Raw genomic sequence first — 26084 nt, 5'->3', positions numbered from 1 at the left:
CTGGAATTTGTATTAACTGCTTGGTTCTGGCTCATAGCCCTGCCTCATTCATTTTTTTTCCAACGGCACACGCCATTAGTTTTTCTTGGTTAGCATGTTCAGCCATAAACTCACCGCTGATGCGGCCTTCGTGCATCACTAAAATTCGGTCACTCATGCCCAATACTTCTGGCATTTCTGACGACACGAGAATGATACTCATGCCTTCGACTTTAAATTGATTGATTAACTCGTAGATCTCTTTTTTAGCGCCGACATCAACACCGCGGGTAGGCTCATCTAAAATAAGTACTTTAGGGCGGGTAATTAAACCTTTGGCTATCGCCACTTTCTGCTGGTTACCACCAGATAAGTTACCAATAATCTGATCGCGGCTTGGGGTTTTAACATTAAACTGACGCATGAAGTCTTCTACTGCAGTCGCTTCTTTCGCGTGATCTAATTGCAGGCCTTGTGACAGTTGGTCTAATGCGCACAAGGTCATATTTTCTTTTACCGACAAACCAAGAACTAGCCCATCACCTTTACGATCTTCAGAAATATAGGCTATACCATTAGCCAAGCCGTCGCGTGGGGTTACTGGACTAACAACCTTACCGTCTAAAATCACATCACCCGAATCACGTGGTAATGCCCCGTAAATGGCTTTCATTAATTCAGTACGGCCAGCGCCCATTAAGCCCGAGATACCTAATATTTCACCATGGTCTAATTTGAAACTAACGTCACGTACGCCTGGTGCCACAATATTTTCAACTTCCATGCATGTTGTGCCATGTATTGCGCCGATACGTGGATAGATCTCGTCTAAACGACGACCCACCATTTTCTCAATCAGACTATCTTCGTCAATATCAGTCACCGCTATTTCGTCAATAAATTTACCATCACGCAATACAGTAATATCATCACAAATCTCGAAAATCTCTTTTAAACGATGAGAAATATAAACAATGCCGCAGCCTTCATTACGCAGTTCATTAATCACGCTGAATAATGATTTAGTTTCGCTCTCCGTCAAGGCATCGGTCGGTTCATCCATCACGATAACTTGGGATTGAAATGACAGCGCTTTGGCAATTTCGACCATTTGCTGCTCACCTAAACTTAGCTCACCCAATAATTGACGCGAACTGTGTTTGACGTTTAAGCGTAGTAATAAGGCATCGGCATCGCGATACATCTCAGCCCATTTAATACCGCCAAACGCATTGGTTTTTTCGCGGCCTAAATAGATATTTTCAGCAATCGTTAACTCAGGGATCAAGTTTAATTCTTGGTGAATTATACTAATGCCCACTTCTTGAGAATGACGCGGGCCATTAAAGCTAACATCACTACCTTGGTAGTTAATACTACCTTTATCCATGTGATAGATACCGGTTAATACCTTCATCAACGTCGACTTACCGGCACCATTTTCGCCCAGTAATGCCATTACCTTACCTGGGTATACATTCAAACAAGCATTATCTAGCGCTTTCACACCAGGAAATGATTTTTCGATACCACTGAGTTTTAAAATTGCTTGCGTCATGTCAGTTCCTACTTTATTCCGCATAAATCGCTATTCTTACGTGTCGTACAATCACTGCTGAGCGAGATTAAAACACCACGCCAGATTGGAAGATCACATTAGCATAAGGTGTACATTCACCCGTGCGTACAACGGCTTTGCTATGGTGTGTTCGTTGCTTAAATGCTTCGTGGTCAATATAAGTGATTGTAATTATTTTATTGGTGAGTTGTTCCTCATTGGCAATCACATCAAGTAAGGCCGTGTGTAACTCAGGGCTAACCGTAGCAAACTCTTCTGCAAGTACGATGCCTTCAATTTGCATTTCGCCGAGTATCGCTTTAACGGTCGCGATGAATGTTGGTACACCCGGAATCAACGCAAGATCGATACGCAGTGTTGAGTCTGGAACAGGTAAACCAGCATCACAAATGGTGATCTCGTTAGTATGTCCAAGCGTCGCAACTAAATAAGATAAGTCTGCGTTGATAAGTGCATTTTTCTTCATGGTTCACGCCTTACAAGGTGAAAATAGCTAAATATAAGTCTTCGATTAAATGGATATTAACGCTATCGAAACGATTGCGCAAACGTTTCGATAGCGTTGAATATAGTTAAAAATGAGGATAATTCTAGTATTTAAGTATAAAAATGCGAGTTAGATCGAAGAACGAGTTGAATTTCTTTCATTTGAAATGGAGAGGTTATTTTTACGAAGAAAATCGATTATATCGAAAGTAATAGAGCTGATAAAATGGAGTGAAAAATAAAATAGATCCGATAAAATAAGAACGCTACTTTAATAAAATAAACGCTTAAATTTTAACCATCAACATTAGAATTTATAAATAGCAGCAAAATAATGGGCAAAACCAGACGAGTCTAAAGCTGTTAGACCCCCACCATCTTCAATGGTGTACACATCATTGTATATTTTCACCCCATAACCTAATGAGTAGCGCTCAGAGTGCCAATAAATACCATTAAACATCACGCCGCCATGGGTTGTCTTAGGCACGTCAAGATCCTTTACAGCATCCGCACCAAATTGATAATCAACATAACCCTGATAAGCAATAAAACTACCATTGCCAAAAGTCACAAATGGCTTAAACCAATTCATTGAAAACTGATAACCGTTCCAATCTTTCGTATTTAGATCATACAAACCATATAGGTTTATGCCCACCGTACCAAACCAAACTACTGAGACATCAATACCTAAGCCCCAAAATGAGTTATTAACATCACCACTTATCGTCTTACCATCGTTATCAACGCCTGTAATTCCACCACCAGCCCAATTAAATAACGTGGCAACATAAACCTCTTGCACAGGTCCAAACGATAAGTCTTTGCCCGTCATAGCATCGAGTGAAAAACGTGGAGATAATTTCATGAATATCTTACTTTTATTATTGGTTTTGTCCGAATGTCTAGAGTCTGTATTAGCTAAATTAAACACGTCTACGTAACCGTATAAATCAACAATGCCAGAACGACCGCCAAATTCCACTTCAAGGTAATCATGGTCTAAATGGTCTTCAACACTCGGCTTTTCGCTAATGGCATACATCATATTAAACTGTATCCATCTATAGTCTTTCTTATGTAGCCCATCACTATAATCTGCAGCAACAGTGCTATTCGAAAAAATCATTAACGCTGCAATCAATGATAATAATTTATAGATATTGTTCATCAGTCAAATCCATGATTATGGTATATAAACGTTGAGCATCAATAAATTCAGTGCAGCTAAATCTAAGTTTATTGAACTAAATACAATAGACACATAATTATAGACCAAGCGCTATAAACAGCCTTTATTAGCTTATTAATTAGCAATCATGAATTATATTATTACTGTAAAACAATAAAATAAAGTTGAAAATAAATTATACAGAAGAGGTCATTACAGAGGGGTTTATAAGCAGTCAGTAAATCATAGAACATTAATGGCGTAACATGTGGAGGCACGCTAATCGTGACTCCACAAACTTATTCTAAAATTAGGTTTTTAGAATAAGAGTCTTAGAATTTGTAAGATGCGGCGAAGTAATGTGCAAAGCCTGAAGATTCTAATCCACCAAATGCTACACCATTTTCAAGTGTATAAACGTCGTTATACGCTTTTACGCCGTAACCCACAGAGTAACGCTCTGAGTGCCAGTAGATACCATTGAACATAACACCACCACTGCTAACATGGTTTGCATCTGTATCAGCACCAAATTGGTAATCAATGTAACCTTGGTAAGAGATAAAGCTACCATTATCAAAGTTAACGAACGGTTTGAACCAGTTCATCGAGAATTGGTAACCATTCCAATCTTTAGCGTTAGCATCGTATAAACCATAAACATTCATACCGACTTTGCCAAGCCAAGGCACCATTACATCAGAACCGAGACCGAAGAATGCATTGTTAACATCACCAGCAATAGCCTTCCCATCTTTAGTACCAGTGATACCACCGCCACCCCAGTTAAATAGCGTAGCTATATATACTTCTTGCACAGGACCGAAAGATAAATCTTTACCAGTCATGCCATCAAGGGAGAAACGTGGAGCAAGTTTCATGAACATCTTACTTGCGCCATCTTTTTTATCTGAATCGCTAGAGTCAGAACCTAAAAGGTTAAATACATCTACATAACCGTATAGATCAACAACCCCAGAACGGCCGCCAAATTCCATTTCTAGATAGTCATGTTTTAGATTATCTTTAGCACTTGGTTTTTCACCAACTGCATACATTAAGTTGAATTGTGACCATTGGTAATCATTCTTGTGAATATCATCAGAATAATCAGCCGCGAACGCGTTGCAAGAGATAGCAGCAAGCGTAGTTGCAGCTAATGCTATATTTTTAACATTTTTCATCATTACTTCCATTTTATGGTGCACAACTCTGTATGAGTCAGCGCTATTTTTATGGCGCGAGTGTATCGAGATTTATAAAAAGTTCAATAAATCTGTAATAAACATAGTACTGAATATAAAAAAGTGTGATCTACAGCATAATTAACTAAATTTACCACACCATCCAAACGTTTAGACTATATATAAATTGGTATTTAGTAAGCCCTTGTTGATAAAGGCTTTTTTTAAAGACTCCTTTATATACAGATAATAGCCATTAATTAAGTCCTTGATTCTAATGTTTTATCAATTTAAACCCAAACTAATTGTCTATTTTCATCATGTACGAGAAATAACCAACTCAAAAATCAAGTCTTTATAAAAACAAAATTAAAACTCACACATCAGGTTTATCATCAACTCAAATGTTTGACGAGTGTTACATTTTTTTTACGAAAAGTGATGAAGTAATAGCTCTAAATCACAATTTAAGAATTTTGATTGCAACGAACCTAGCTATTTTAAACATTGATATATAGTTTATTCCCCCACATTAAGCTTTTATAGCAGCCGATTACATACATGACAATCTCACAATACAGCATCACCACCAGCGCCTTGTTAATTTTAAGAACAAAGTTAAAGCAGCTAACTACGAAGCAGTATTAGTGTGTCCAGTCACGACTAGGCATACAAGTGCTTATGCATTTAAGCCTTAACTTAAGCAATATTACTTAATTAATTTAGGATGAATTATGAGAAAGAAAATATTAGCTCTTACCACTAGCAGTGTCTTATCAACCATGATCACAGGTTGTGCTATCCAGCCTACAGAGCAAGTAAGTTCCCACGAATGGCTCCAAGATAAAGAATATAACCTGACAATTCTCCATACCAACGATAACCATGGTAATTTCTGGAAAAATAAATACGGTGAGCGAGGCATGGCAGCCCGAGCCACCTTGATAAACAATATTCGTAATGAAGTTAAAGCCGAAGGCGGCTCTGTACTACTGTTATCTGGCGGCGATATTAATACCGGCGTACCAGAATCAGATCTACAAGATGCGGAACCTGATTTCATTGGTATGAATATGATTGGTTATGACGCAATGACATTAGGAAATCATGAATTTGATAACTCGCTCGATGTACTAGCTAAACAAGAAGGCTGGGCAAATTTCCCTTTCATCTCTGCCAACATCTATAAAGATGGTGAGCGCATGTTTGACGCTTACAAGATCTTTAACAAAGACGGTATCAAGATTGCTGTTATCGGCTTAACAACTGAAGATACAGCAAAAATAGGTAATCCTGAATTTATCAGCGAATTAGAATTCCGAGATCCAAAAGTGGAAGCCAAAGCACTAATCGCTGAATTAAAAGCAACTGAAAAACCAGATGTGATCATAGCAGCAACGCATATGGGCCATTACCTTAACGGTGATAACGGCTCCAATGCACCGGGTGATGTGCAGCTGGCACGCTATCTGAATGAAGGTGATCTAGACATGATTGTGGGTGGTCACTCACAAGAACCAGTATGTATGGAAGGTGCTGAATACGCGAAATTCAAACCAGGTCAAGATTGTGCACCTGACGTGCAAAACGGGACTGATATCGTACAAGCGCATGAATGGGGGAAATACGTTGGCCGTGCTGATTACACCTTTAAAAATGGTGAGTTTACATTGCAATCATACAATCTTATTCCCGTAAATTTAAAGAAAAAAATCAAAGTTGATGGGAAGAAAAAGCGTGTATTAATCCAAGATGAGATCGCACAAGATCCAGCAGTATTCGCAAAATTAAAACCCTTCCAAGAAAAAGGTCAAGCAGCATTAAACATCAAAATTGGTCAATCTGATGGTCTATTACAAGGTGAACGTAACATTGTTCGTAATAACCAAACAAACCTTGGCCGTTTGATTGCAACTGCACATATGCAACGTGCAAAAGCTGATTTTGCAATGATGAATTCAGGTGGCGTTCGTGCGTCAATTGAAGCCGGTAATATCACTTATAAAGACGTATTAACGGTACAACCGTTTGGCAATATCATTACTTATGTTGATATGACTGGCCAAGATGTCATGGATTACCTCAATGTAGTCGGCACTAAGAGCCGTGATTCAGGTGCTTATGCACAATTTGTTGGTATTTCGATGACGATTGCGAATAACAAGGTTACGAACGTAGAAATCGCGGGTAAACCACTTGATACAGCAGCAACTTATCGCTTCACTATCCCATCATTTAATGCCGCCGGTGGTGACGGATATCCAAACATCACAGCCCACCCAGCATTTGTGAATACAGGCTATGTGGATGCTGAAGTACTAAAAGACTACATCCAAGAAAACTCCCCGATTAACGTCAGTGATTTTGCACCTAGAGGTGAAATCAAGCATCTGTAATACAGGTTTAATAGATTAATAATAAAGTAAAACAACTCAAAATAAAAATAAAAATAAAAACAAAATCGCACAATTTAGTGCGGTTAACACTTATAGAGATAAAACATATGTTAAAGAAAACTGCTCTTGCAATAGCACTCTCTTCTTTATTCGTAGGTACAGCGGCTCAAGCTATCACTATCTATGATAACGACAACGGTGATGTAATCAAATTATACGGTGAAGTCGGCGTTGGTGGTCATATCAACCCTGATTACGAATACGGTGAATTTGTTGAATCACCACTAAACGGTAATAAAAAAGGCTACGGCACCGATACAAAGTATGTCGATGATAGCTTTGCAACTATAGGTGTTAAAGGTACTTATCAAGAAGTTTACTATCGCGTAGAACTCGATTATGAGCGTGAAAACTGGGCTTATGGTTCAGGTGATATGGTATTAGCTATTGATAAACTGTTTATTGGTTACAAGCTCACTGATAACCACGCTATCGAAATAGGCCTAACTGATACAGCTTTTGATGATTACGATAAATACGGTGATTTCACTTTCGATACAACTGTTGAAACAGGTGAAGCCGGTGACCAAGCACGTACCGTTAAATATGAAGGAAAAATCAAAGACTTCAAATTAGGTACGTCTTATTCTTATCAAGGTGAATCATCATCAGGTTCAGCATTAGGAGACATAGTAAATGGTTATGTTGGTTACTTCGGCAAAACAATTTCGGCCGTTGTAGGTGTTGAAAAACGTGCGGGGTCTAAAGGTGAGTCTAAATACGGCGAGCAAACCCTATTTGGTTTTGGTGCGCGCTATAACGTAAACGATAAACTGTCATTTGGTATTAACGGTTATATCGAAGATGAAGATCTTGCTCAAGATCATACCCAAGTGATTAAAGATCCACGAGACCCTAAAAAAGATCTAGCTATATATAACGATTATCAAACCTTCCGGAATAAAGGTGCATTAGTTTCTGCTCGTTACAAATTTTCTAAAAAATGGGAAATAACAGGCTCTTATAACTTCGAAGAATATGAAAAATGGGCAATAAAAAATGCTGAATACGGCGTAACTCCATACTCTTGGGGCGACGAACGAACTTGGGGCACAGTTGGTGTGAACTTCCGTCCATCAAGCTCTATTGTTTTTGCTGTTGAAGCGAACTTTGGCGAGTCAGCACAAGATGCTTACGCTTACGGCCGTGTTTACTTCTAGTATTTCCATCATTTCGATGTAAGAACCAGTTAACTAATTTTAAGGTAAATTATGAAAAAGAAATTATTAGCACTCGCAATTGGCAGTGTGTTATCAGCTGCTGCTCAGGCGGGCATCAACGATATAGTTATCACTGAAGCAGTGGATAACAAAGCAGAATACAAGAACCGTGCAATAGAAATAACGAACACAGGTTCAAGTGATTATACCTTTACTAATAATATTGAAATAGCGAAACAAAGTAATGGTGGTAAGTGGTATACACTTTCAGGTACATCAGGGCTCACCATTCCAGCAGGAAAAACAGCTGTTTTACATAATCCGAGTGCAACAGCTGAACTAATAGCAACCGTCACGGCAAATGGCGCAAGTAACACAAGTTTAACTGGTACTGGTAACGATGCTTATGCTATTCGTAACATAGCCGACCCAGCTAAACCTATTGTTTTAGATGCTGTTGGTGTAATCGACTCAAGTGATGACTGGGGTAAAGATTCTACACTTCGTCGTAAGTTAGATAGTGGGGCTCAGCCAAAACAAAATAAAGGTGTTTTTGAAATACTAAAGTGGGATGTTATTGCTGATGGGTCTTTCGAACATTTAGGTACAAAGCCTGGCGACTCGGTAATGCCACCAACGCCACCAACGCCATCTGACTGTACAACAGCTGAGCAAACTACAATTGCAGAAGTGCAAGGTTCGGGGTCTTCTTCACCATTAATCACAAGTGGATTTGAGTCGGCTGAAGAATATAACGTTCAAGGTATTGTTTCAGCAGTTACGACTTTGCCTAAAAAGGGCTTCTTTCTAGCAGAAATTACTCCTGATGGTAATCCCGCTACTTCTGACGGTATATTTGTCTCAACTTCAGCAACTCCACCAGCAGTCGGAAACACTGTTTGTGTGAAGAGTAAAGTAAAAGAAAATTATGGTCATACAGAGTTGTTCGCTTCTACATGGGATGTAGTCGATGCTGGTACTTCAGGCCCGGCAGCGGTTAATATGACCGTAATCCCTGAGGATAACGGCCTATTCGAAAACACATTAGAACGCCATGAAGGTATGTTAATTAATTTACCAAGAGATATGGATACCAATGAAGACGGCGAACAAAATATGCGAGTCTCTAGAACGTATGGCTTCAATTACAACTCTTATCGCAATAATATTAACCTTTCTTACAAACGTCCAAACATTCATCCAAACCAAAATTTTGTAGCAGATTCTCCTGAAGCAAAAGCGATGGTTGCTCAGAATAACGATTATCGTCTAATTCTCGAAAGTAATAAAAAAGCAGAGGATGGAAAACTACCATACTTTCCAACATTCCATACCGATGCAGCAAATAATTACATCCGTATTGACGATACAATGTTTGATATGGAAGGTGTGATTACCTATGGCTATGGTGACTATAGTATGACAGTTACCAATACCATCACAAATTCTAACTTTGTACGCAATACTCCTCGTACTGATTCACCAAATATTGATACAACAACAAAGCCTGTTAACTTTGCGATCAAGATCGCAACGCAAAACGTTTTAAACCTATTCAATTCCCCGTTTGGTGGGGATGATAACCTTCACGGTGAAAGTCGTGGCGCCGATACTGAAGAAGAATACCAACGTCAAAAAGAAAAGCTTGTGGCGGCAATTTATGGGTTAGACGCTGATATAGTAGGCCTAATGGAACTCGAAAATAACGGTTTTGCTGTAGACGGTACGATCTCAGAGTTTGTTGATGCAATTAACGCGGAATACTATATTACGCGCCCTGAATTATCAGATTCCCCTCATTCAGAAGTCAATAAATATGCTTTCTTAGGATTTGATTCTAACGGTGATGCTGTACTTGATGACCTTGACTCTGTAGGTTCTGATGTGATCACATCTGGTATTATCTACCGCCCTGAAACTGTCAGTGTAATTAAGTCTCAAATTATTCAAATGCCATCACAACATGCGCCAACAATTGTTAATAACAATAATGTTGTTGTAAAAGATAAGTATGGTGAAGTTCTAGAGAGTGGTGATAACTACCAACGTAATACTGTTACAGCTACCTTTGCTGTCAACCAAACAGGTAAACAATTAACCGTTGCAGTAAATCACTTGAAATCTAAAGGTTCAACTTGTTACGAAGATTGGAACGGTGTTGATTTTGGAACGGAAGAAGAGTACTCAAAAAAGGCTCCAGATACAGATCTCCAAGGTAACTGTGAAAACTTCCGAGTGGCAGCTGCTGTTCAAATCGGTGATGAATTGAAAAAAATTGGCGGTGACCAAGTCGTTCTTGGTGATATGAACTCAAATGGCCAAGAAGATCCAATGCTAGTACTAACAAGTAACCCTACAGGGAAGGTTCTTACAACTGCTCGTGATACATTTATTGGTAAAACACCACAATTTAATACTTCAGGTGATCCAATTAACGTAACTCAGTCTTATGGTTTCATCAGTGCTGTAGATAAGAAAGATAAAGAACATGGGAAAACAAGCTGGAGTTATTCATATAATGATGAAATTAGCTCCCTCGATCATGTTCTTATCACAAAGTCTTTAGACTCACGTTTAATCGATGCAAAAGACTGGCACATCAATGCAGGTGAATCAACTTACTATGATTATAACATTGTAAGAATGGACTCTAAAAGAGGCCTAGTTCCAGCGAAAGGTAAATCGGGACATGATGATTTTTATGCGAGTAATGCATTCCGTTCATCAGATCATGATTCTGCAATTATTTCACTTAGCTACAAATACGGTGAAACAAAAGGTAATACACCAGTACTTGTAAATATTAGCAGCAGTACAATGGAAATACCTTATGTAATTCCAGTATTAGCTCAGGCAGATGATCTTGCTAAAATCTCACTAAAAGCGACTAATGACGATGCAGATTTATCTAAAGCAATTATTCCTCACTATGCAATGACTGCAAAGCAAGCCCTTGCTAAGTTCGAAATAGCAGGTATCACAGCAGGTACTTACACCGCAACCATGACTCTAGAGCGTAATGGTGTAACGGTTAAAGGGTCAGAAACCTCATTAAACATTAAAGCAATAAAGAAAGATTCACTAACACCGAAAATTATTGTACCAGAAGCAGATAATAGCGGTGGTTCGTTTGGTATCTTCAGTTTGCTATCACTAATTGGCTTAGGCTTTTTACGTAAAAAACTAAATTAGTAACCATTTTGCTAAGTAGTAAACCACTTAGCTCCATATTCAGCAGGTGCAACTTTAGCACCTGCTTCATTGCTCATTACCCATTATAACCTGAACTAATACCTTGCCTTCCCTTAGGGCTTGTATTGCTTAGTTCACCGTTTATAAGTAAGGCCTATTATGAAAAAAACTCTTTTGACCATATCTATTATTGCGGCAACAAGTGCCGATTTCGCATTTGCTGACACTGGTGATATCTGTACAAACTGCCCTGATTTAACTCCAACAAAAAACATCAGTGACTATGTAGATATGACGTATTACGCAAATTCTCATGCACAACGTGGTACTGATATTGCAACTTTCCGTAACGCGATAATTAGTGATATATCTGTTGACCAAATACAACTATCATATTCTGAAGTATGGACAGCTTTAACCTATACAGATGAAGATCCTAATAATAAAAATAATGTAATTCTTATCTACAAAGGAAATTCAATTCCTGAAACTGAAAATGCCGGTATAGAAAACAATAGTAATTATTGGAATCGCGAGCATGTTTGGGCAAAAAGCCATGGTTTTAAAAATAAGTCTCAACGAGCTTACACCGATATCCATCACTTGCGCGCCCGGCTGATTCATCTGTGAACTCTAGCCGTGGCAATAAAGACTTTGGCAAAGGTGATACAGAACATAGTGAAGCAATAGGAAATTCCTCTAGTACATATACTTGGGAACCTAGGGATGAAGTAAAAGGTGATATAGCACGAATGATGTTCTATATGGATGTTCGCTATGCAGGTCAAGACTCTGATGTGCCAAATCTAGAACTAGTCAACTACACTAATACACCAGCCGAAACAACAGATAACAAGCTATATTTGGTAAACTTTGTACTTTATTACAATGGCATATCGATGATCCAGTAAGTGAATTTGAGATCAAAAGAAATAATATAATCTATAAATACCAAGGTAACCGTAATCCATTTATAGACCATGAAGACTGGGCATTTGACCTTTACAGCGATGCATGTGGTATTACCCCCCCAATTAATATTTCTATTAACCCTGTTAATAAAGTAACAGAAGGCGATACCGTTAAATTAACTACCAGTACAAATGGTCAAAAACCAACGTACCTTTGGGAGCAAACAGAAGGACAAGTGATTACCGTTGCAGATCTAACTCTTTCTGAAATAAACTTAACAGCACCAGACATTGCTGACGGTATGAAAGAGAAGTTTACATTCAAAGTAACGATGACGGGAGATAATGGTGTAGCAACAACGACTACTAGCTTTTATGCATATGACTCTAACTATGTGGCACCACTGCAAGTAGAGATTCCAGCAGTACCTGATACTACTACAGGTGAAGTAATTACTTTAACTGCAAATAGTATAATAAACGGTAATGGTAAAAACATACGTTATACTTGGCTTCAAACCGACGGCCCTTCTGTAACACTGGTAAATCCTAAATTACAAACAGTTAAGTTTACAGCGCCACCCGTAAGCAAAAAATCTAAAATAAAGTTCAAAGTAACGGCTGAAGATGATAAGGGAAATGTAACAGTAGAAACAACAAGCATTAGTATTAAACCTCTAAATAAACCATCATCTGATGACGGTAGCGGTGGTTCATTTGGAATCTTTGGAACCCTATCTCTACTTGGTCTAGGCCTGCTACGTCGGAAAGCTAAATAGTATTGATACTTGATTCATTACTAACGAATAATTAAAAACAAGTTAAGAAAAAGGCGAATAAACATTAGTTTATTCGCCTTTTTAATACGATTATTTTACAAACTCACAATCTAGTCAGAATTAAATAGTGATGTTATTTATAAACCATTTGATTTTTTGGTTCAAAATCAGCGACGTTAATCGGTGAATTTGCTTCGATATACTCTTTTAGTACTTCCGCATCCACATAACCAGTGTTTACAAACGATGCATGATCCATGATTTTCGGGTAACCGTCACCGCCGGCTGCGTTGAACGATGGGATAGTGAAGCGGTATGACTTGCTCATATCCATTGCTTTACCGCCAATCTTCACATCTGAAACTTGACCGTTTTCAACTGTCATCGAAATACCAGCGAACTGTGCAAATGCACCTGAGTCTTTCATCTTAGTGGCGACTACATTTAAGTAATCCATCACTTCAGCGCCTGACATCTCTACATAAGTAAGTATATTGCCAAATGGCTGTACGGTTAATACGTCTTTATATGTGATGACACCGGCCTCAATTGACGCACGTACACCACCTGAATTCATGATACCAAAATCTGCTTTTGCACGTTGCATATGCGCTGTTGCAATCAAACGGCCAAGGTTTGTTGGGTTGTTACGCACAACGTCACGATCACCTTGTAATAAGCCATCAGAGTAACCAATCTTAATGCCTAATGCTACTTGACCTTTTTCTTGGAACGGTTTTAGTTTTGCGAAAACAGCTGGATCTTGCGCAATCTCATCTTGGATTAATACTCGCTTTTTCTTACCATCAACTTTGATTTTTTTCTTTAAATTAACGGGAATAAGATTGTATGACTGCAATGTAAACTCACCATTTTTAAAGGTATAATCCGCACGACCTACATATTTTCCCCATTCATATGCTTGAACGATATCAGTCCCATTCTGCACGTCAGGTGTACAATCTTGCCCTGGTTTGAATTTCGCGTATTCAGCGCCTTCCATACACAAAGGTTCTTGTGAGTGGCCCCCCACGATCATATCTAAATCACCTTCGTTCAGATAGCGAGCCAGCTGCACATCACCCGGTGCATTGGAACCATTGTCACCGTTAAGGTAATGGCCCATGTGCGTTGCAGCTATGATCACATCTGGGTTTTCAGTTGCTTTTAATTCAGCGATGATGGCTTTGGCTTCCACTTTTGGATCACGGAATTCCAATTCGCTGATATATTCAGGATTACCAATCTTTGCTGTATCTTCGGTCGTTAGGCCAATAACGGCAATTTTGATCCCCTCTTTATTAAAGATCTTGTAAGCATCAAACATGCGCTTGCCGTCTTTATAGATGTTGGCAGAGATGAATGGGAAGTTTGCCCAACCTTCTTGTTTCGCGAGTACGTCAAGCGGATTATCAAATTCATGGTTACCTAATGTCATCGCATCGTAACCGATCATGTTCATCCCAATGAAATCTGGTTCTGCATCTTGCAGATCTGATTCAGGTACGCCGGTATTAATATCACCGCCAGATAACAATAGTACAGAACCGCCTTCGGCTTTAACCTCTGCACGGATGCTATTGACCAGTGTGGCACGTGCAGCCATACCGCGTTCACCGTATTTATTCTGCCAGAAATTACCATGGTTATCATTAGTGTGTAAGATGGTGATATTGTATTCTTTATCTTGCTTCCATTCATGCTTAGGCTGCTGGTCAGTTGTCGCGCAACCCGCTGCAATAGCCATTGTTAAAGCAGAGAGCGCTATATTTTTAAGTTTCATAGAGTTGTCCGATTAATCAGGTTTATTCTGGTGAAAAAGCCTCTATTTAAATAAGAGGCTTTATATTAGATAATAACAAAGAAATTAAGCAACCATTAAACAAGACACAGAGTGTTCTTCATCACCTGCTAATTGAGGTTTAGCCTCGGCACAACGTGCTTTCGCCACAGGGCAACGAGTACGGAATACACAGCCTGATGGCGGGTTTAACGGTGAAGGTAAATCACCTTCCAGCATTTCAATTTTTTTATTACGCTCAAGTACCGGATCGGGGATCGGCACTGCCGACATCAGCGCTTTGGTGTACGGATGCTTCGGCTCAGCAAACAAGGCTTTTGACTCACCCAGTTCTACTGCATTACCAAGATACATCACCAGTACGCGATCAGAGATATGTTTTACAATCGATAAATCATGGGCAATGAAGATCAAACTTAAGCCCAGTTCTTTCTGTAATGATTGTAATAAATTCACTACCTGCGCTTGAATTGATACATCTAACGCTGATACTGGTTCATCACAAATGATCATCTTGGGTTTTAAAATAAGTGCACGGGCAATACCAATACGCTGACACTGACCACCCGAGAACTCATGTGGATAACGATTGATTACATTTGGCAGTAAACCTACCTTGGTCATCATGTCCTTCACCTGCTCTTTCACTTCCACTTTAGATAACTGTGGGAAGAAAGTTCGTAGCGGCTCAGCAATAATATCGCCCACCGTCATACGCGGGTTTAGCGAGGCTAATGGGTCTTGGAAGATCATTTGAATTTCTTTACGCTTTTCACGCATTTCTTCGTGTGGTAACCGGGTAAGATCCTGACCTAACCAAACTACGTTACCGGCAGCCGCTGGCACGAGTCCAATTAAGGCGCGGGCAAACGTCGATTTACCACAACCTGACTCCCCGACTACACCCAGTGTTTCACCTTCGTATAACTTGATGCTGACACCATCAACGGCTTTAAGCTTGCTTGGTGGTGCCCAAGGCCATAGCGACTTCGACGGAATATCAAATTGCACCTTCAAGTCATTCACTTCTAATAGTAACTTTTTCTCTACGGCTACTAAACCTTTCTTGGCTATATCAGTCATTACCATGTCCCCTGGTCTGAGAAGCAGGCACGTAAACGGTCGCCAGCAAACGGGATTAATTGTGGTTGTTCTTGTTGACAGTTTTCTTGTGCTCGATGGCAACGATCTTGGTATGCACAACCTTTTGGTAATGATAACAAGTTAGGTGGATTGCCCGGAATAGTCGGTAAAATATCACCTTCGGTATCTAAACGCGGGATCGACTTAAGTAGTCCTTCAGTGTAAGGGTGACTTGGCGTATAGAAGATATCGTTCACCTTGCCATACTCCATGGTACGACCAGCATACATCACCAATACCTTGTCACAACTACCGGCAACTACCCCTAAATCATGAGTGATCATAATAATCGCTGTATTAAACTTATCTTTTAATTCATTCAACAGCTGCATGATCTGCGCTTGAATGGTTACATCCAATGCGGTTGTTGGTTCATCTGCAATAAGCAGTTTAGGACGACATAGCAATGCCATTGCGATCATCACACGCTGACGCATACCACCCGAGAATTCATGTGGGTACATATTAATACGAACACGAGCTTCAGGGATCTTCACCGCTTCTAACATAAATACCGATTCTTCAAAGGCTTCTTTTTTACTCATGCCTTTATGTAAAATCAGCACTTCCATCATTTGCTGACTCACCTTCATATAAGGGTTGAGTGAAGTCATCGGGTCTTGAAAGATCATCGCGATTTGTTCTGCTCGAACATGGTTTAGTTCTTTCTCTGGTAAATTTAAGATCTCTTTACCTTCAAACTTAGCACTACCAGAAATAATACCGTTTTTCGCTAACAATCCCATGATCGCAAATACGGTTTGTGATTTACCTGAACCTGACTCGCCTACAATGCCCAGTGTTTCACCAGGGTTGAGGGCAAAATTTAAATCATTAACTGCGGTTACGGTCCCATCTTGGGTCGTAAATTCAACGCGCAGATCAGTAACATCTAATAAACTCATGTGACATCCTTAATCTTGTTCTAGCTCTACATCTAACTGTGTAATAAGCAAACTATCCTCACGTTAGAATGACTTAAATTAATTCAGCGCTTGCTCGCTCTTTAAGTCATTCTATTTAGTAACTATCTGTCTTTTGGATCCAGCGCATCACGCAGACCATCACCAACATAGTTAAAGCAAAATAACGTTAACACCATAAATGCTGCTGGGAATGCTAATTGCCAAATCGCTATTTCCATTGTTTGTGCACCTTCTTGTAATAAGGCACCCCAACTGGTCATTGGTTCTTGCACACCAAGACCAAGGAAACTTAAGAATGATTCCGTTAAAATCATGCTTGGGATCAACAGCGTTGAGTACACGGCCACAATACCCAATACATTAGGCACAATATGACGGGTAATAATGCCCCATTGACTCACGCCACATACACGCGCGGCTTCGATAAACTCTTTATTGCGTAAACTTAAGGTTTGACCACGGACAATACGCGCCATGTCTAGCCAAGCAATCGCACCAATCGCTACAAAAATTAAGATAATATCGCGACCAAAAAACGTCACTAATACAATGACCAAGAACATGAATGGAATTGCATAAAGGATCTCAAGGATACGCATCATCACACGGTCGGTTGTACCGCCGATAAAGCCAGATGCAGCACCGTACAATGTGCCGATAAGCACAGCAACGAATGCCCCCATCACACCTACCATCATCGAAATACGACCACCGATAAAGGTACGTACAAGCAGGTCACGCCCTAAACTGTCGGTGCCAAACCAATGCTCTGCCGAAGGAGCCTGATGCAGTGCATACCAATCAGTATCGTCAAATGCATACTGGCTGAGCATAGGTACAAAAATAACTGACAAGGTGATCAGAAACAAAATACATAAGCTGATCATTGCCGCTTTATTACGCATAAAACGAATGCGGGCATCTTGCCACAAACTGCGGCCTTCAATTTCTAAATTTGTCGAGAAGTTTGTTAACGCTTCTACTTTGTCTGTTTTAGATAACATATCTAGTCCCTTAGTAGCGAATTTTCGGATCGATATAAGCAAGCAAAATATCAACAACTGCATTAAATAAGATGAATAAAAAACCAATCAAAATGGTAATACCCATCACTAGGGAATAATCACGGTTAAACGCGGCGTTAACAAACAACTTACCAATACCCGGTAAACCAAAAATGGTTTCAATCACTACCGAGCCAGTAATAATGCCCACGAATGCAGGACCCATGTAGGAAACAACCGGTAACATCGCCGGTTTTAAGGCATGTTTAATAACGATATGTGGATAACTTAATCCTTTCGAACGCGCTGTTCGAATAAAGTTACTATTCATCACTTCAATCATACTACCACGAGTAATACGGGCAAAAGTGGCAACATATAACATCGACATACCCAATACAGGTAATACCATGTATTTCAGCGAGCCATCTAACCAACCACCCGCTGGAAACCAGCCAAGATCAATAGAAAAAAGATAAATAAGGCCCGGTGCGAGTACAAAGGAAGGCATAACAACCCCGATCATCGCCGTTGACATAATACTGTAATCTAACCACGTATTTTGTCGTAATGCTGCAATCGTACCGACGAAAACACCAAATATAAGTGCAAATACAAAAGCGAAGGCACCGATTTTAGCTGATACAGGTAATGCCGAAGCAACCAGTTCATTAACGGTAAAATCTTTGTATTTAAAAGAAGGACCAAGGTCACCTTGAATCACATTCGTTAAATAAGTGGTGTATTGCTCCAACACAGGTTTATCAAGGCCGTACTTAGCGTTAATATTTGCCATTACTTGTGGCGGAAGCGTTCTTTCACTTGAAAATGGGCTGCCAGGTGCGAAACGCATAAGGAAAAAAGAGACTGTGATCAATACCAGCATAGTCGGTATTGCTTCTAGAATTCGCTTTAAGATGAATTTAAGCATAATCAACTCAACTTTTGATAATATAAATATGAGAAAAGACTGCATGCGTTATTCCGCATGCAGTTTAATATGGAAAACGATTACTCTGCGATGATGTACATATCTTTAGAATAAAGTTGGTCTTGTGCGTTGTTTTCTGCGTAACCACCCACATGAGGGTTAACAAGGCGAGCTGTAACATACTGATATATAGGAGCAATTGGCATATCTTTAGTCAGTAGTGCTTCTTGAGCATAATATAACTCTTGACGTTTTGCTTCAGAAGTTGCTTGTACAGCTAATTTAGTTAGCTTATCGTATTCAGCACTCTGATAGTGAATACCGCCAGTCGTATTGCTGCCTTCCATTAATGAAGTAAATGTAGATGCTTCGTTATAGTCGCCACACCAACCAGCACGAGACGCTTCAAAGTCCCCCTGCTTCTTGGTTTCTAGGTACGTTTTCCACTCCTGATTTTCAAGCTCTACAGATACACCTAAGTTTTTCTTCCACATTGACGCGATTGCTACCGCAATTTTTTTGTGGTTTTCTGAAGTGTTATACAGCAAGCTGAATTTTAGTGGGTTTGACTTGTTGTAACCCGCTTCAGCAAGTAACGATTTGGCTTTTTCATTACGTTCTTTCTGAGATAGTTTACCGTAAGCAGGCATCTCTGGGTTGAAGTCAGCAACGATTTCAGGGGTTAAGAAATAAGCAGGTTTTTGGCCTTGACCCAGAATAGCGTTAGCGATGATGTTACGATCAATAGAGTAAGAAATCGCTTTACGTACACGAACATCGTTGAATGGTGGTTTATGTGTATTGAAATTGTAGTAATAAGTACACAAGTTACCTTTGATCGCTACCGATTCTGCATGCTCTTTCTTCAATCGACGGAAATGTTCGTTTGGTAGCTCATAAGTGAAATCGATTTCACCTGATAGGAAGCGATTCATTTCAGAAACTTGGTTTTCAATCGGTAAGTAAGTTACTTTATTTAATACTGTGTTCGCGTTATCCCAGTAATTCTCATTACGAACGAGTACTAGACGTTCGTTCACAACCCAATCTTTAACTACGAATGCGCCGTTACCGACGAAATTTTCAGGTTTAGTCCATTTATCACCGAATTTTTCAACTGTTGCTTTATGCACAGGTTTCATCGTCGTGTGAGCCATCATCTTCACGAAATAAGGGACTGGACTTGCGAGTGTTACTTCAAATGTGTAATCATCGATTGCTTTAACACCTAAAGTAGACTTGTCTTTTTTGCCTGCAATAATATCTGAAGCATTTATCATGGTTGTCATATCTAGATACCATGAGTAAGGTGACGCCGTTAAAGGATCAACTGCGCGTTGGAAGCTATATACAAAATCATCAGCCGTTACAGCATCGCCATTCGACCATTTAGCATCCTTACGTAGGTAGAAAGTAAACACTTTATTATCTTTAGTCTCCCAGCGTTCAGCCACACCCGGAACGGTAATACCATCTGCATCTTGGTTTACAAGACCTTCAAGTAAATCACGAAGTACGTGCGCTTCAGGGACACCTTCGACTTTTTGTGGATCTAAAGATGCAACTTCCGTGCCGTTACCACGAACTAACTCTTGTTTCGCTGCTAGTTTTACGCCAGCAGGTACTTCCGCGGCCGTTGCTGTAAGCGAAGTAGCAGCAAATGCTAGACCCGCGGTTAATAAAAGTGATTGAGTGATTTTATTTTTTAACATGTACAAACTCCAGTACGACAATTACATCCATGACCTTTATAACTTGTTTAATATTTCAATTTTTGTTGAATTAAAATATCAAACATCTCTAAAGGAGTAATCTTCACAGTAGCAATAAATTCAGTTAATTGCTATTAATTCCAAACTATCATCAATCGACAACCGTTAATACCTGTAATTCGATAATTATTCAGATTAAGCATCTAAATGTGACATTAATATACTTAATTACTCCTTATTCGAACATATGCTCCACAATCCATCAGTATTAATACTTATGACTGACAAATAATCAGCTCAACCAACAGCTAAAACAGACATTTATGTGAGAGGATTCACGCTTTCGCTTTGTTTCGAAATCGAGCACCAACAAGTGTTGACACATTTTTAAATGAACTTATATGCTCACATGACCAAGCAAGACAACCTGTCTCGTTAGGTTTTTATAAGGATCAAAAAATGAAATGGAACTTCAAAAATATAGCCCTTGCTACCGCTATTTCCAGCACAATGTTAATCACAACTCAAGCCAATGCAGGTTGGTTTGATAAACCCGAACCAACTTTTGCTAAAACCCAATATCCGATTGTGATGGTAGGCGGCGCGTTTTCATTTGATAGTGCCATAGGCATTGATTATTGGTATGGCATTACCGACGCACTGCGTGAACAAGGTGCCGAGGTATATGTCACAAACCTGTCAAGTGCCGAGCTTAACGAGGTACGTGGCGAAGAATTGGTTTATGATATCGAGCAAATTTTAGCATTAACTGGCGCTGAAAAAGTCAATCTTATCGCTCACAGTCAAGGCGCCCTCGCCTCACGCTTTGCCGCCAATGACGAACGTCTTACAGATCGTATTGCGTCAGTATCCACATCGCACGGTATGAACAAAGGCACTCACCTTTCTGAAGGCCTTAGAAGCGCGGTTGAAGAAGGCAGTACGATTGAAACGATCGGTGTCACCGCAATCAATTTTGTTTTTAATACCCTAGAGTTACTCTCGGCCAAAGAAGATGCCAGTGACGGTGATTACGATAGCCCAGAGCGTGGCGGTCAAGACCTATTACGTCTTGCGCAGGCGACAGATCGAGAGCAAGTTGCACAGTATGCAGCAGCATTTACCGACATGGCGGTGATGCCAACCCAAGACTGCATGACAATTAATAATGGTGAACAGGGTGAGGCAGACCCAAGCTTCTACGGTCAGACAGAATCTAACGGTATTAAGTACTTCTCTTGGGGCGGTAATCAATACAGCACCAACTTACTTGATCCGCTCGACTCAATGTTAGTACCTATATTTGGTCTATTTGTACCTGAATACAAAGACGAAGGTGGCTTCCAATGGGACGGACTAGTACCAGTATGTGGTCAAGCGATTGGTCAAGTCATCAAACTCGATTATAACGCCAATCACTTTGATGCAATTAATCAATTAATGGGACTCGGTAGCTGGAAATTAAATATCCCAGCAATCTACACGAAACATGCCAATATGCTTGCGCAGCAAGGATTGTAGTATTTGCGTATTAAGCAATTAAATCAAAATAGAAATAAAGCAATCGAATAACGCGACATGAATGTTCACAGACCAAAGCTTAAAATAGCGCGGTTTTGGTCTTTATCAGGATGATAGAATGCAAAACATCAACAAATCTGCGGCCATTATCAGTCTATTTATTATCAGTGGTACGAGTATTTATTTATATAGTGATAATACGAGTAACACAGACATCACGCCACCACATACAATAACAATGAAAGAGAACGTCGTAGTCGAAGCAAAAACAAGCTTCGCATCATCGATTATCTTACGTAATAAAATGACTCTCAATCAAAAAAACAATAACACAAGCACCACAAGTGCGGTTTCTTTCGCTCAGATTAACATGCCAAAGTCATTGAAAAATACCGATCCAAGCAGTTTACTTCACATAAATAATGATAATCAGCTTATTTTAAATCATGATATTAAAGTATTATTTGATTATTTTTTCAGTTCAGAAGGTGACTTAACCTCTCCCGAACTACTGACCAGTATGCAACAATATATCTTACAAGTTTATCCACAACCTGCTGCACAGCAAGCGTTAGCATTATTAGATAAGTACGTCGATTACAAGCAACAGATGCAAGATTTCCATGCGCAGAACTCAGCACTGCAAGATTTGCCCGAACTAGATACTTTGACCAAGAGCAATACCTTACAAACAGTTGAAGCCTTAATGCAAGATCGCCAGGATATGCGCGAAAAAATATTTTCCATTGCAGAAACAGATGCCATGTTTGGTCAGGAAATTAATTACGATCAATACATGCTAACAGTCGCAAAGCTCGATGCTGATTTGTCCCCGACTGAACGTCAGCAACAAATCGAACAAACCGCTCAACAATATTTAACGGAAGCACAACAAGAGGCACGAAAACAAACCTTTATACTGCAAAATACACCGGCTAACTTTCGTATTGACGATCGTGGCGAATGCCAAGGAAACAATCAAGACTTCACCCAACAGCAAGTGATCGCGTTATGCAACTTAGCCCGTAAAAGACTTGCACGTACGGAGTCAAACAGCTAACAAATAAAGTACGAAGACTACTTGTTAGTAATCACACTGAGTGGCTCTGAGAGTTTCGCTTTACCTTGCATAATACTAATTTCTACACGGCGGTTACGACGTAATTCACTTTCTTTATCCGTCAATGGTTGGGTATCAGCCATGCCCTGCACGATCAAGCGGTTCTCATTGAACTCTTTAACCTTTAACATTTCATGTGCCACAGAAACAGCACGCTGGCTCGACAAATCCCATTTAGAACGATAAAGCTCAGAATGTAACTTTTCTTTACCTGTATGTCCGGCAACCGTAATCATCCCTGGTATCGTTGCTAATAGCTGCGCGACCTTTTGGAACACGGGACGAAAGCGTGGTTGTAAAAAGGCTGAACCAGCTGGAAATGAACCCTTTTCATTAATACGAATGATGATTTGCTGCCCCAAATTTTCAACCTCAACACCACCACTATCGACTTCTTCTTTTAAGGCTTCTGCGAGAGCCTTGACTAGCTCACTGGTATCTTCCGTTACTTCGACATTTTCAGTTGGCGTATTATCACGGGTCGACGTTTCTGGTGATTTACCACCATTACTTTCTTCTTCGCGTTTGTTCTTACCACCCGCGTTTTGATCTTCGCCATCTTTGAAGTCTAACTCTGCTTCACTATTATCAATGGTGTGCTGCATAATGGTTTCAATCGGCGTGGGGTCCGGTCGACCAGGGCGAAATTCCTGTGCAATCACCGTTGTACCCTTGGGGATATTCTTTACATCAATTTGATTTTGTACACCAAAAGCAAACTGCATTGACCCGGCAATCTGCTTAAATTTCACTACATCCATCTCTGAAAATGACAATAGTAATACAAAGAAGCACATTAACAGGCTCATTAAATCGGCAAAGGTACCCATCCACGCAGGGAGACCAGGGGGTGGGCAATCACATTCATCAGACATACGTTATCTCTCTACTTATTTAGCTGTCATCATGGTGTAAACTAAACGTCAGTATCCGCCACTTCTCGTTTTGATGAATGGAGGTAATTCTTTAATAAGCTTTCGATAACCCGCGGATTGCGTCCTTCTTGAATACCTAAAATTGCATCCATAATCAGGGTATTATTCAGCATTTCTTCTTCTGAACGTAATTTCAATTTCCCCGCTATCGGGATGGCAACCATATTCGCAAAAACCGCGCCGTATAACGTTGTTAGTAAAGCAACAGCCATTGCAGGACCAATCGATTTAGGATCATCCATGTTTGATAACATCGCCACCAGACCGATCAGGGTACCAATCATTCCCATCGCAGGAGCAACTTCACCGATCATACTAAATACATGAATTCCGGCTTTATGACGAGCAGTGGTCAGTTTAATGTCTTTTTGCAATGTCTGACTAACAACAGTTGCATCGTGACCATCCACTAATAAGTCGATGCCTTTTTGCATAAATTCATTTTTTACTTCTGCTTCTTCAAGCGCTAAAAACCCACCTTTACGCGCTGCGTCCGCCATTTCAACCGCTTGTTCGATTAACTCTTCAGGCTTATCAATTTTAAACATGAATGCTTTTACGGCAATTTTTGCTGCGGCTAAAAACTGGCCAAAATTAAAATGCATTAATACGACAAAGAGTGAACCAACAAATACAATCAATATCGATTGCGTATCAACAAACGTACTTATATCGCCACCCAGCACCATTGCCATCACTACAAACGCAAACGAGCCGACTAATCCTATTAAAGTTGCTAAATCCACAACATTCCCCATCCCAAGCAAATTATCATCATATTTATAGCGAGTGTATTCTTGATCTATATCGGCAAGCAAATTAAATTCTTAAGTAATCTTATCCTGCTTATTACTGGCATCGCACAGTTAAGCTGTCTATACCTTATTAACTTGGGTATAATACCCGAGTATATTATCAGAGGGACACCCGATGGCGGTAAAAAAACCAGAAAATATGACGTTCGAGGCGTCTATCACAGAGCTAGAGGCAATTGTGAACAGTCTAGAGCAAGGTGATTGTGAGCTTGATAATGCGTTAAAGCAATTTGAACGTGGTATTAGTTTAACACGCGCGAGCTCACAGAAACTTCAGCATGCTGAACAGCAAGTAGCCATATTACTCGCCGACGGTGACCAGCAAACGCTTTCTCCCTTCAATTCTGACAGTAGTAATTAAATAGTGCAGCTTTCAACTTCGATAACCCAATATCAGGGTCGTATCAATGACTATTTGCAACAGCAAATAAACTTGCTACCAACACATGACACCCAACTTGCAGCCGCGATGGAATATGGTCTGTTACAAGGCGGTAAACGTGTTCGCCCAGTGATCGTATATGCCGTCGGCGAAATGCTAGGCGTAAACCTTAGCGACCTTGATGGTCCAGCCGCCGCAATCGAATCAATTCATGCATACTCATTAATTCATGATGATTTACCCGCGATGGACGATGATGATTTGCGCCGTGGTCAACCTACTTGCCATATTAAATTCGACCATGCTACCGCTATCTTAGCCGGTGATGCACTGCAACCTTTTGCTTTTGAATTATTACTTGATTGCGCACTGGCACCTGCAGCCGAAAAAAATCGTTTGGCTATGTTGAAATCGCTAACCCAAGCAAGTGGCTATAGCGGTATGTGTGGTGGTCAAGCAATGGATCTCGCCGCGACTGATAAACAAATCTCACTGGCACAACTAGAAGCTATCCACAATAATAAAACGGGTGCACTCATTAATTGTGCAGCAAAACTGGGTTGCCTCGCATCACCACATTGCTCGGTTGAATTATTAGCTGCGCTGGATAAATGGTCCAATGCTATTGGTTTAGCATTCCAAGTACAAGATGACATTCTCGATATAACCAGTGATACTGAAACGCTCGGTAAACCTCAAGGTTCAGATGTTGAATTAAATAAATCAACATACCCTGCATTACTCGGTTTAGCTGGGGCACAAGAAAAAGCCCAAGCACTGTATCAACAAGCGATGTTCGCCTTAGAAACAATTCCGCATGATACGACCGTTCTCGCTTTATTTACGCAGTACATCATCGAGCGAAATAAGTAACAGATTCTAACAAAGTATAAA

General features: G+C 40.0%; 22 protein-coding genes. 10 read left to right on the top strand and 12 right to left on the bottom strand.

Annotated features, from left to right (window positions below; translation table 11 throughout):
- Positions 1–31 precede the first annotated feature (31 nt).
- The 4 genes from rbsA to HWV03_RS03505 form a co-directional block, all read right to left on the bottom strand.
- Entirely contained in the window at positions 32–1537 is a 1506-nt protein-coding gene (gene rbsA, locus HWV03_RS03520; protein ID WP_211678480.1) for a ribose ABC transporter ATP-binding protein RbsA, read from the bottom strand.
- Between the two features lie 67 nt (positions 1538–1604).
- Positions 1605–2024 (bottom strand): D-ribose pyranase, encoded by a 420-nt coding sequence (gene rbsD, locus HWV03_RS03515; RefSeq protein ID WP_211678479.1) that lies wholly within the window; start codon positions 2022–2024, stop codon positions 1605–1607.
- A 327-nt stretch (positions 2025–2351) separates the two neighbouring features.
- Entirely contained in the window at positions 2352–3218 is an 867-nt protein-coding gene (locus HWV03_RS03510; RefSeq protein ID WP_211678478.1) for a nucleoside-specific channel-forming Tsx family protein, read from the bottom strand.
- Between the two features lie 332 nt (positions 3219–3550).
- Positions 3551–4402 carry a nucleoside-specific channel-forming Tsx family protein gene (locus HWV03_RS03505; RefSeq protein WP_211678477.1) on the bottom strand — a complete coding sequence of 284 codons (852 nt, stop codon included), beginning with the start codon at positions 4400–4402 and terminating at the stop codon, positions 3551–3553.
- A gap of 734 nt (positions 4403–5136) precedes the next feature.
- Between HWV03_RS03505 and ushA (HWV03_RS03500) the strand changes: the two genes are divergently transcribed.
- From ushA (HWV03_RS03500) to HWV03_RS03475, 6 genes are all read left to right on the top strand, one after another.
- A complete protein-coding gene (gene ushA / locus HWV03_RS03500; RefSeq protein WP_211678476.1) occupies positions 5137–6798 on the top strand; it encodes a bifunctional UDP-sugar hydrolase/5'-nucleotidase UshA in 1662 nt (553 codons plus the stop codon).
- 107 nt (positions 6799–6905) lie between these two features.
- Positions 6906–8018, top strand: coding sequence for a porin (locus tag HWV03_RS03495; RefSeq protein WP_211678475.1), 1113 nt, complete (start codon positions 6906–6908; stop codon positions 8016–8018).
- Between the two features lie 51 nt (positions 8019–8069).
- Complete coding sequence (locus tag HWV03_RS03490; protein ID WP_211678474.1) at positions 8070–11210, top strand: ExeM/NucH family extracellular endonuclease; 3141 nt, start codon at positions 8070–8072, stop codon at positions 11208–11210.
- A 159-nt stretch (positions 11211–11369) separates the two neighbouring features.
- The gene (locus HWV03_RS03485) at positions 11370–11840 is read left to right on the top strand and encodes an endonuclease (protein WP_211678473.1); all 471 of its coding nucleotides are present in this window, start codon (positions 11370–11372) and stop codon (positions 11838–11840) included.
- Positions 11837–12121, top strand: coding sequence for an endonuclease (locus tag HWV03_RS03480; protein ID WP_211678472.1), 285 nt, complete (start codon positions 11837–11839; stop codon positions 12119–12121). The genes HWV03_RS03485 and HWV03_RS03480 overlap by 4 nt, the downstream gene beginning before the upstream one ends.
- Before the next feature lie 236 nt (positions 12122–12357).
- Complete coding sequence (locus tag HWV03_RS03475) at positions 12358–12900, top strand: PKD domain-containing protein (RefSeq protein WP_255547048.1); 543 nt, start codon at positions 12358–12360, stop codon at positions 12898–12900.
- A gap of 133 nt (positions 12901–13033) precedes the next feature.
- On the opposite strand, the gene ushA (HWV03_RS03470) is transcribed toward HWV03_RS03475, so the two are convergent.
- From ushA (HWV03_RS03470) to HWV03_RS03445, 6 genes are all read right to left on the bottom strand, one after another.
- Positions 13034–14683, bottom strand: a complete 1650-nt coding sequence (gene ushA, locus HWV03_RS03470) for a bifunctional UDP-sugar hydrolase/5'-nucleotidase UshA (RefSeq protein ID WP_211678471.1) — start codon at positions 14681–14683, stop codon at positions 13034–13036.
- 84 nt (positions 14684–14767) lie between these two features.
- Complete coding sequence (oppF, locus tag HWV03_RS03465; RefSeq protein WP_211678470.1) at positions 14768–15790, bottom strand: murein tripeptide/oligopeptide ABC transporter ATP binding protein OppF; 1023 nt, start codon at positions 15788–15790, stop codon at positions 14768–14770.
- On the bottom strand, positions 15784–16749 hold the full coding sequence (gene oppD / locus HWV03_RS03460) for an ABC transporter ATP-binding protein (protein WP_211678469.1): 966 nt from the start codon (positions 16747–16749) through the stop codon (positions 15784–15786). Before oppD ends, oppF begins: the two co-directional genes overlap by 7 nt.
- Positions 16750–16871: 122 nt before the next feature.
- The gene (gene oppC, locus HWV03_RS03455; RefSeq protein ID WP_211674085.1) at positions 16872–17774 is read right to left on the bottom strand and encodes an oligopeptide ABC transporter permease OppC; all 903 of its coding nucleotides are present in this window, start codon (positions 17772–17774) and stop codon (positions 16872–16874) included.
- A 10-nt stretch (positions 17775–17784) separates the two neighbouring features.
- Positions 17785–18705 carry an oligopeptide ABC transporter permease OppB gene (gene oppB / locus HWV03_RS03450; protein WP_211679994.1) on the bottom strand — a complete coding sequence of 307 codons (921 nt, stop codon included), beginning with the start codon at positions 18703–18705 and terminating at the stop codon, positions 17785–17787.
- Between the two features lie 80 nt (positions 18706–18785).
- Positions 18786–20417 carry an ABC transporter substrate-binding protein gene (locus tag HWV03_RS03445; RefSeq protein WP_211678468.1) on the bottom strand — a complete coding sequence of 544 codons (1632 nt, stop codon included), beginning with the start codon at positions 20415–20417 and terminating at the stop codon, positions 18786–18788.
- 459 nt (positions 20418–20876) lie between these two features.
- Here HWV03_RS03445 and HWV03_RS03440 point away from each other — a divergent pair, with 459 nt between their 5' ends.
- Complete coding sequence (locus HWV03_RS03440; protein ID WP_211678467.1) at positions 20877–21938, top strand: esterase/lipase family protein; 1062 nt, start codon at positions 20877–20879, stop codon at positions 21936–21938.
- A gap of 118 nt (positions 21939–22056) precedes the next feature.
- On the top strand, positions 22057–22998 hold the full coding sequence (locus tag HWV03_RS03435) for a lipase secretion chaperone (RefSeq protein WP_211678466.1): 942 nt from the start codon (positions 22057–22059) through the stop codon (positions 22996–22998).
- Between the two features lie 17 nt (positions 22999–23015).
- Here HWV03_RS03435 and HWV03_RS03430 read toward each other — a convergent pair whose 3' ends face one another.
- The gene (locus HWV03_RS03430) at positions 23016–23933 is read right to left on the bottom strand and encodes a flagellar motor protein MotB (protein ID WP_211678465.1); all 918 of its coding nucleotides are present in this window, start codon (positions 23931–23933) and stop codon (positions 23016–23018) included.
- A 41-nt stretch (positions 23934–23974) separates the two neighbouring features.
- Positions 23975–24739: a flagellar motor protein PomA gene (gene pomA / locus HWV03_RS03425; RefSeq protein WP_211678464.1), complete on the bottom strand. Its 765-nt coding sequence runs from the start codon at positions 24737–24739 to the stop codon at positions 23975–23977.
- Between the two features lie 184 nt (positions 24740–24923).
- Between pomA and xseB the strand changes: the two genes are divergently transcribed.
- Positions 24924–25169, top strand: a complete 246-nt coding sequence (gene xseB, locus HWV03_RS03420) for an exodeoxyribonuclease VII small subunit (RefSeq protein WP_211678463.1) — start codon at positions 24924–24926, stop codon at positions 25167–25169.
- A 3-nt stretch (positions 25170–25172) separates the two neighbouring features.
- Positions 25173–26063, top strand: coding sequence for a (2E,6E)-farnesyl diphosphate synthase (gene ispA / locus HWV03_RS03415; protein WP_211678462.1), 891 nt, complete (start codon positions 25173–25175; stop codon positions 26061–26063).
- Positions 26064–26084 lie beyond the last annotated feature (21 nt).

This window comes from Moritella sp. 36 (assembly GCF_018219415.1).
Taxonomy (GTDB): Bacteria; Pseudomonadota; Gammaproteobacteria; order Enterobacterales; family Moritellaceae; genus Moritella.
Note: the sequence above shows the minus strand (reverse complement) of the source record. Positions and strands in the feature narration are given on the sequence as shown.

What these genes read in the sequence shown, in the direction of transcription:
- HWV03_RS03435 (WP_211678466.1), top strand. Translation starts at nt 22,057, where the DNA reads ATGCAAAACATCAACAAATCTGCGGCCATTATCAGTCTATTTATTATC.
- HWV03_RS03495 (WP_211678475.1), top strand. Translation starts at nt 6,906, where the DNA reads ATGTTAAAGAAAACTGCTCTTGCAATAGCACTCTCTTCTTTATTCGTA.
- oppB (WP_211679994.1), bottom strand. Translation starts at nt 18,705, where the DNA reads ATGCTTAAATTCATCTTAAAGCGAATTCTAGAAGCAATACCGACTATG.
- HWV03_RS03445 (WP_211678468.1), bottom strand. Translation starts at nt 20,417, where the DNA reads ATGTTAAAAAATAAAATCACTCAATCACTTTTATTAACCGCGGGTCTA.
- oppF (WP_211678470.1), bottom strand. Translation starts at nt 15,790, where the DNA reads ATGGTAATGACTGATATAGCCAAGAAAGGTTTAGTAGCCGTAGAGAAA.
- xseB (WP_211678463.1), top strand. Translation starts at nt 24,924, where the DNA reads ATGGCGGTAAAAAAACCAGAAAATATGACGTTCGAGGCGTCTATCACA.
- rbsA (WP_211678480.1), bottom strand. Translation starts at nt 1,537, where the DNA reads ATGACGCAAGCAATTTTAAAACTCAGTGGTATCGAAAAATCATTTCCT.
- oppD (WP_211678469.1), bottom strand. Translation starts at nt 16,749, where the DNA reads ATGAGTTTATTAGATGTTACTGATCTGCGCGTTGAATTTACGACCCAA.
- HWV03_RS03505 (WP_211678477.1), bottom strand. Translation starts at nt 4,402, where the DNA reads ATGAAAAATGTTAAAAATATAGCATTAGCTGCAACTACGCTTGCTGCT.
- oppC (WP_211674085.1), bottom strand. Translation starts at nt 17,774, where the DNA reads ATGTTATCTAAAACAGACAAAGTAGAAGCGTTAACAAACTTCTCGACA.
- HWV03_RS03490 (WP_211678474.1), top strand. Translation starts at nt 8,070, where the DNA reads ATGAAAAAGAAATTATTAGCACTCGCAATTGGCAGTGTGTTATCAGCT.
- HWV03_RS03430 (WP_211678465.1), bottom strand. Translation starts at nt 23,933, where the DNA reads ATGTCTGATGAATGTGATTGCCCACCCCCTGGTCTCCCTGCGTGGATG.
- ushA (WP_211678476.1), top strand. Translation starts at nt 5,137, where the DNA reads ATGAGAAAGAAAATATTAGCTCTTACCACTAGCAGTGTCTTATCAACC.
- HWV03_RS03485 (WP_211678473.1), top strand. Translation starts at nt 11,370, where the DNA reads ATGAAAAAAACTCTTTTGACCATATCTATTATTGCGGCAACAAGTGCC.
- HWV03_RS03510 (WP_211678478.1), bottom strand. Translation starts at nt 3,218, where the DNA reads ATGAACAATATCTATAAATTATTATCATTGATTGCAGCGTTAATGATT.
- HWV03_RS03440 (WP_211678467.1), top strand. Translation starts at nt 20,877, where the DNA reads ATGAAATGGAACTTCAAAAATATAGCCCTTGCTACCGCTATTTCCAGC.
- ushA (WP_211678471.1), bottom strand. Translation starts at nt 14,683, where the DNA reads ATGAAACTTAAAAATATAGCGCTCTCTGCTTTAACAATGGCTATTGCA.
- rbsD (WP_211678479.1), bottom strand. Translation starts at nt 2,024, where the DNA reads ATGAAGAAAAATGCACTTATCAACGCAGACTTATCTTATTTAGTTGCG.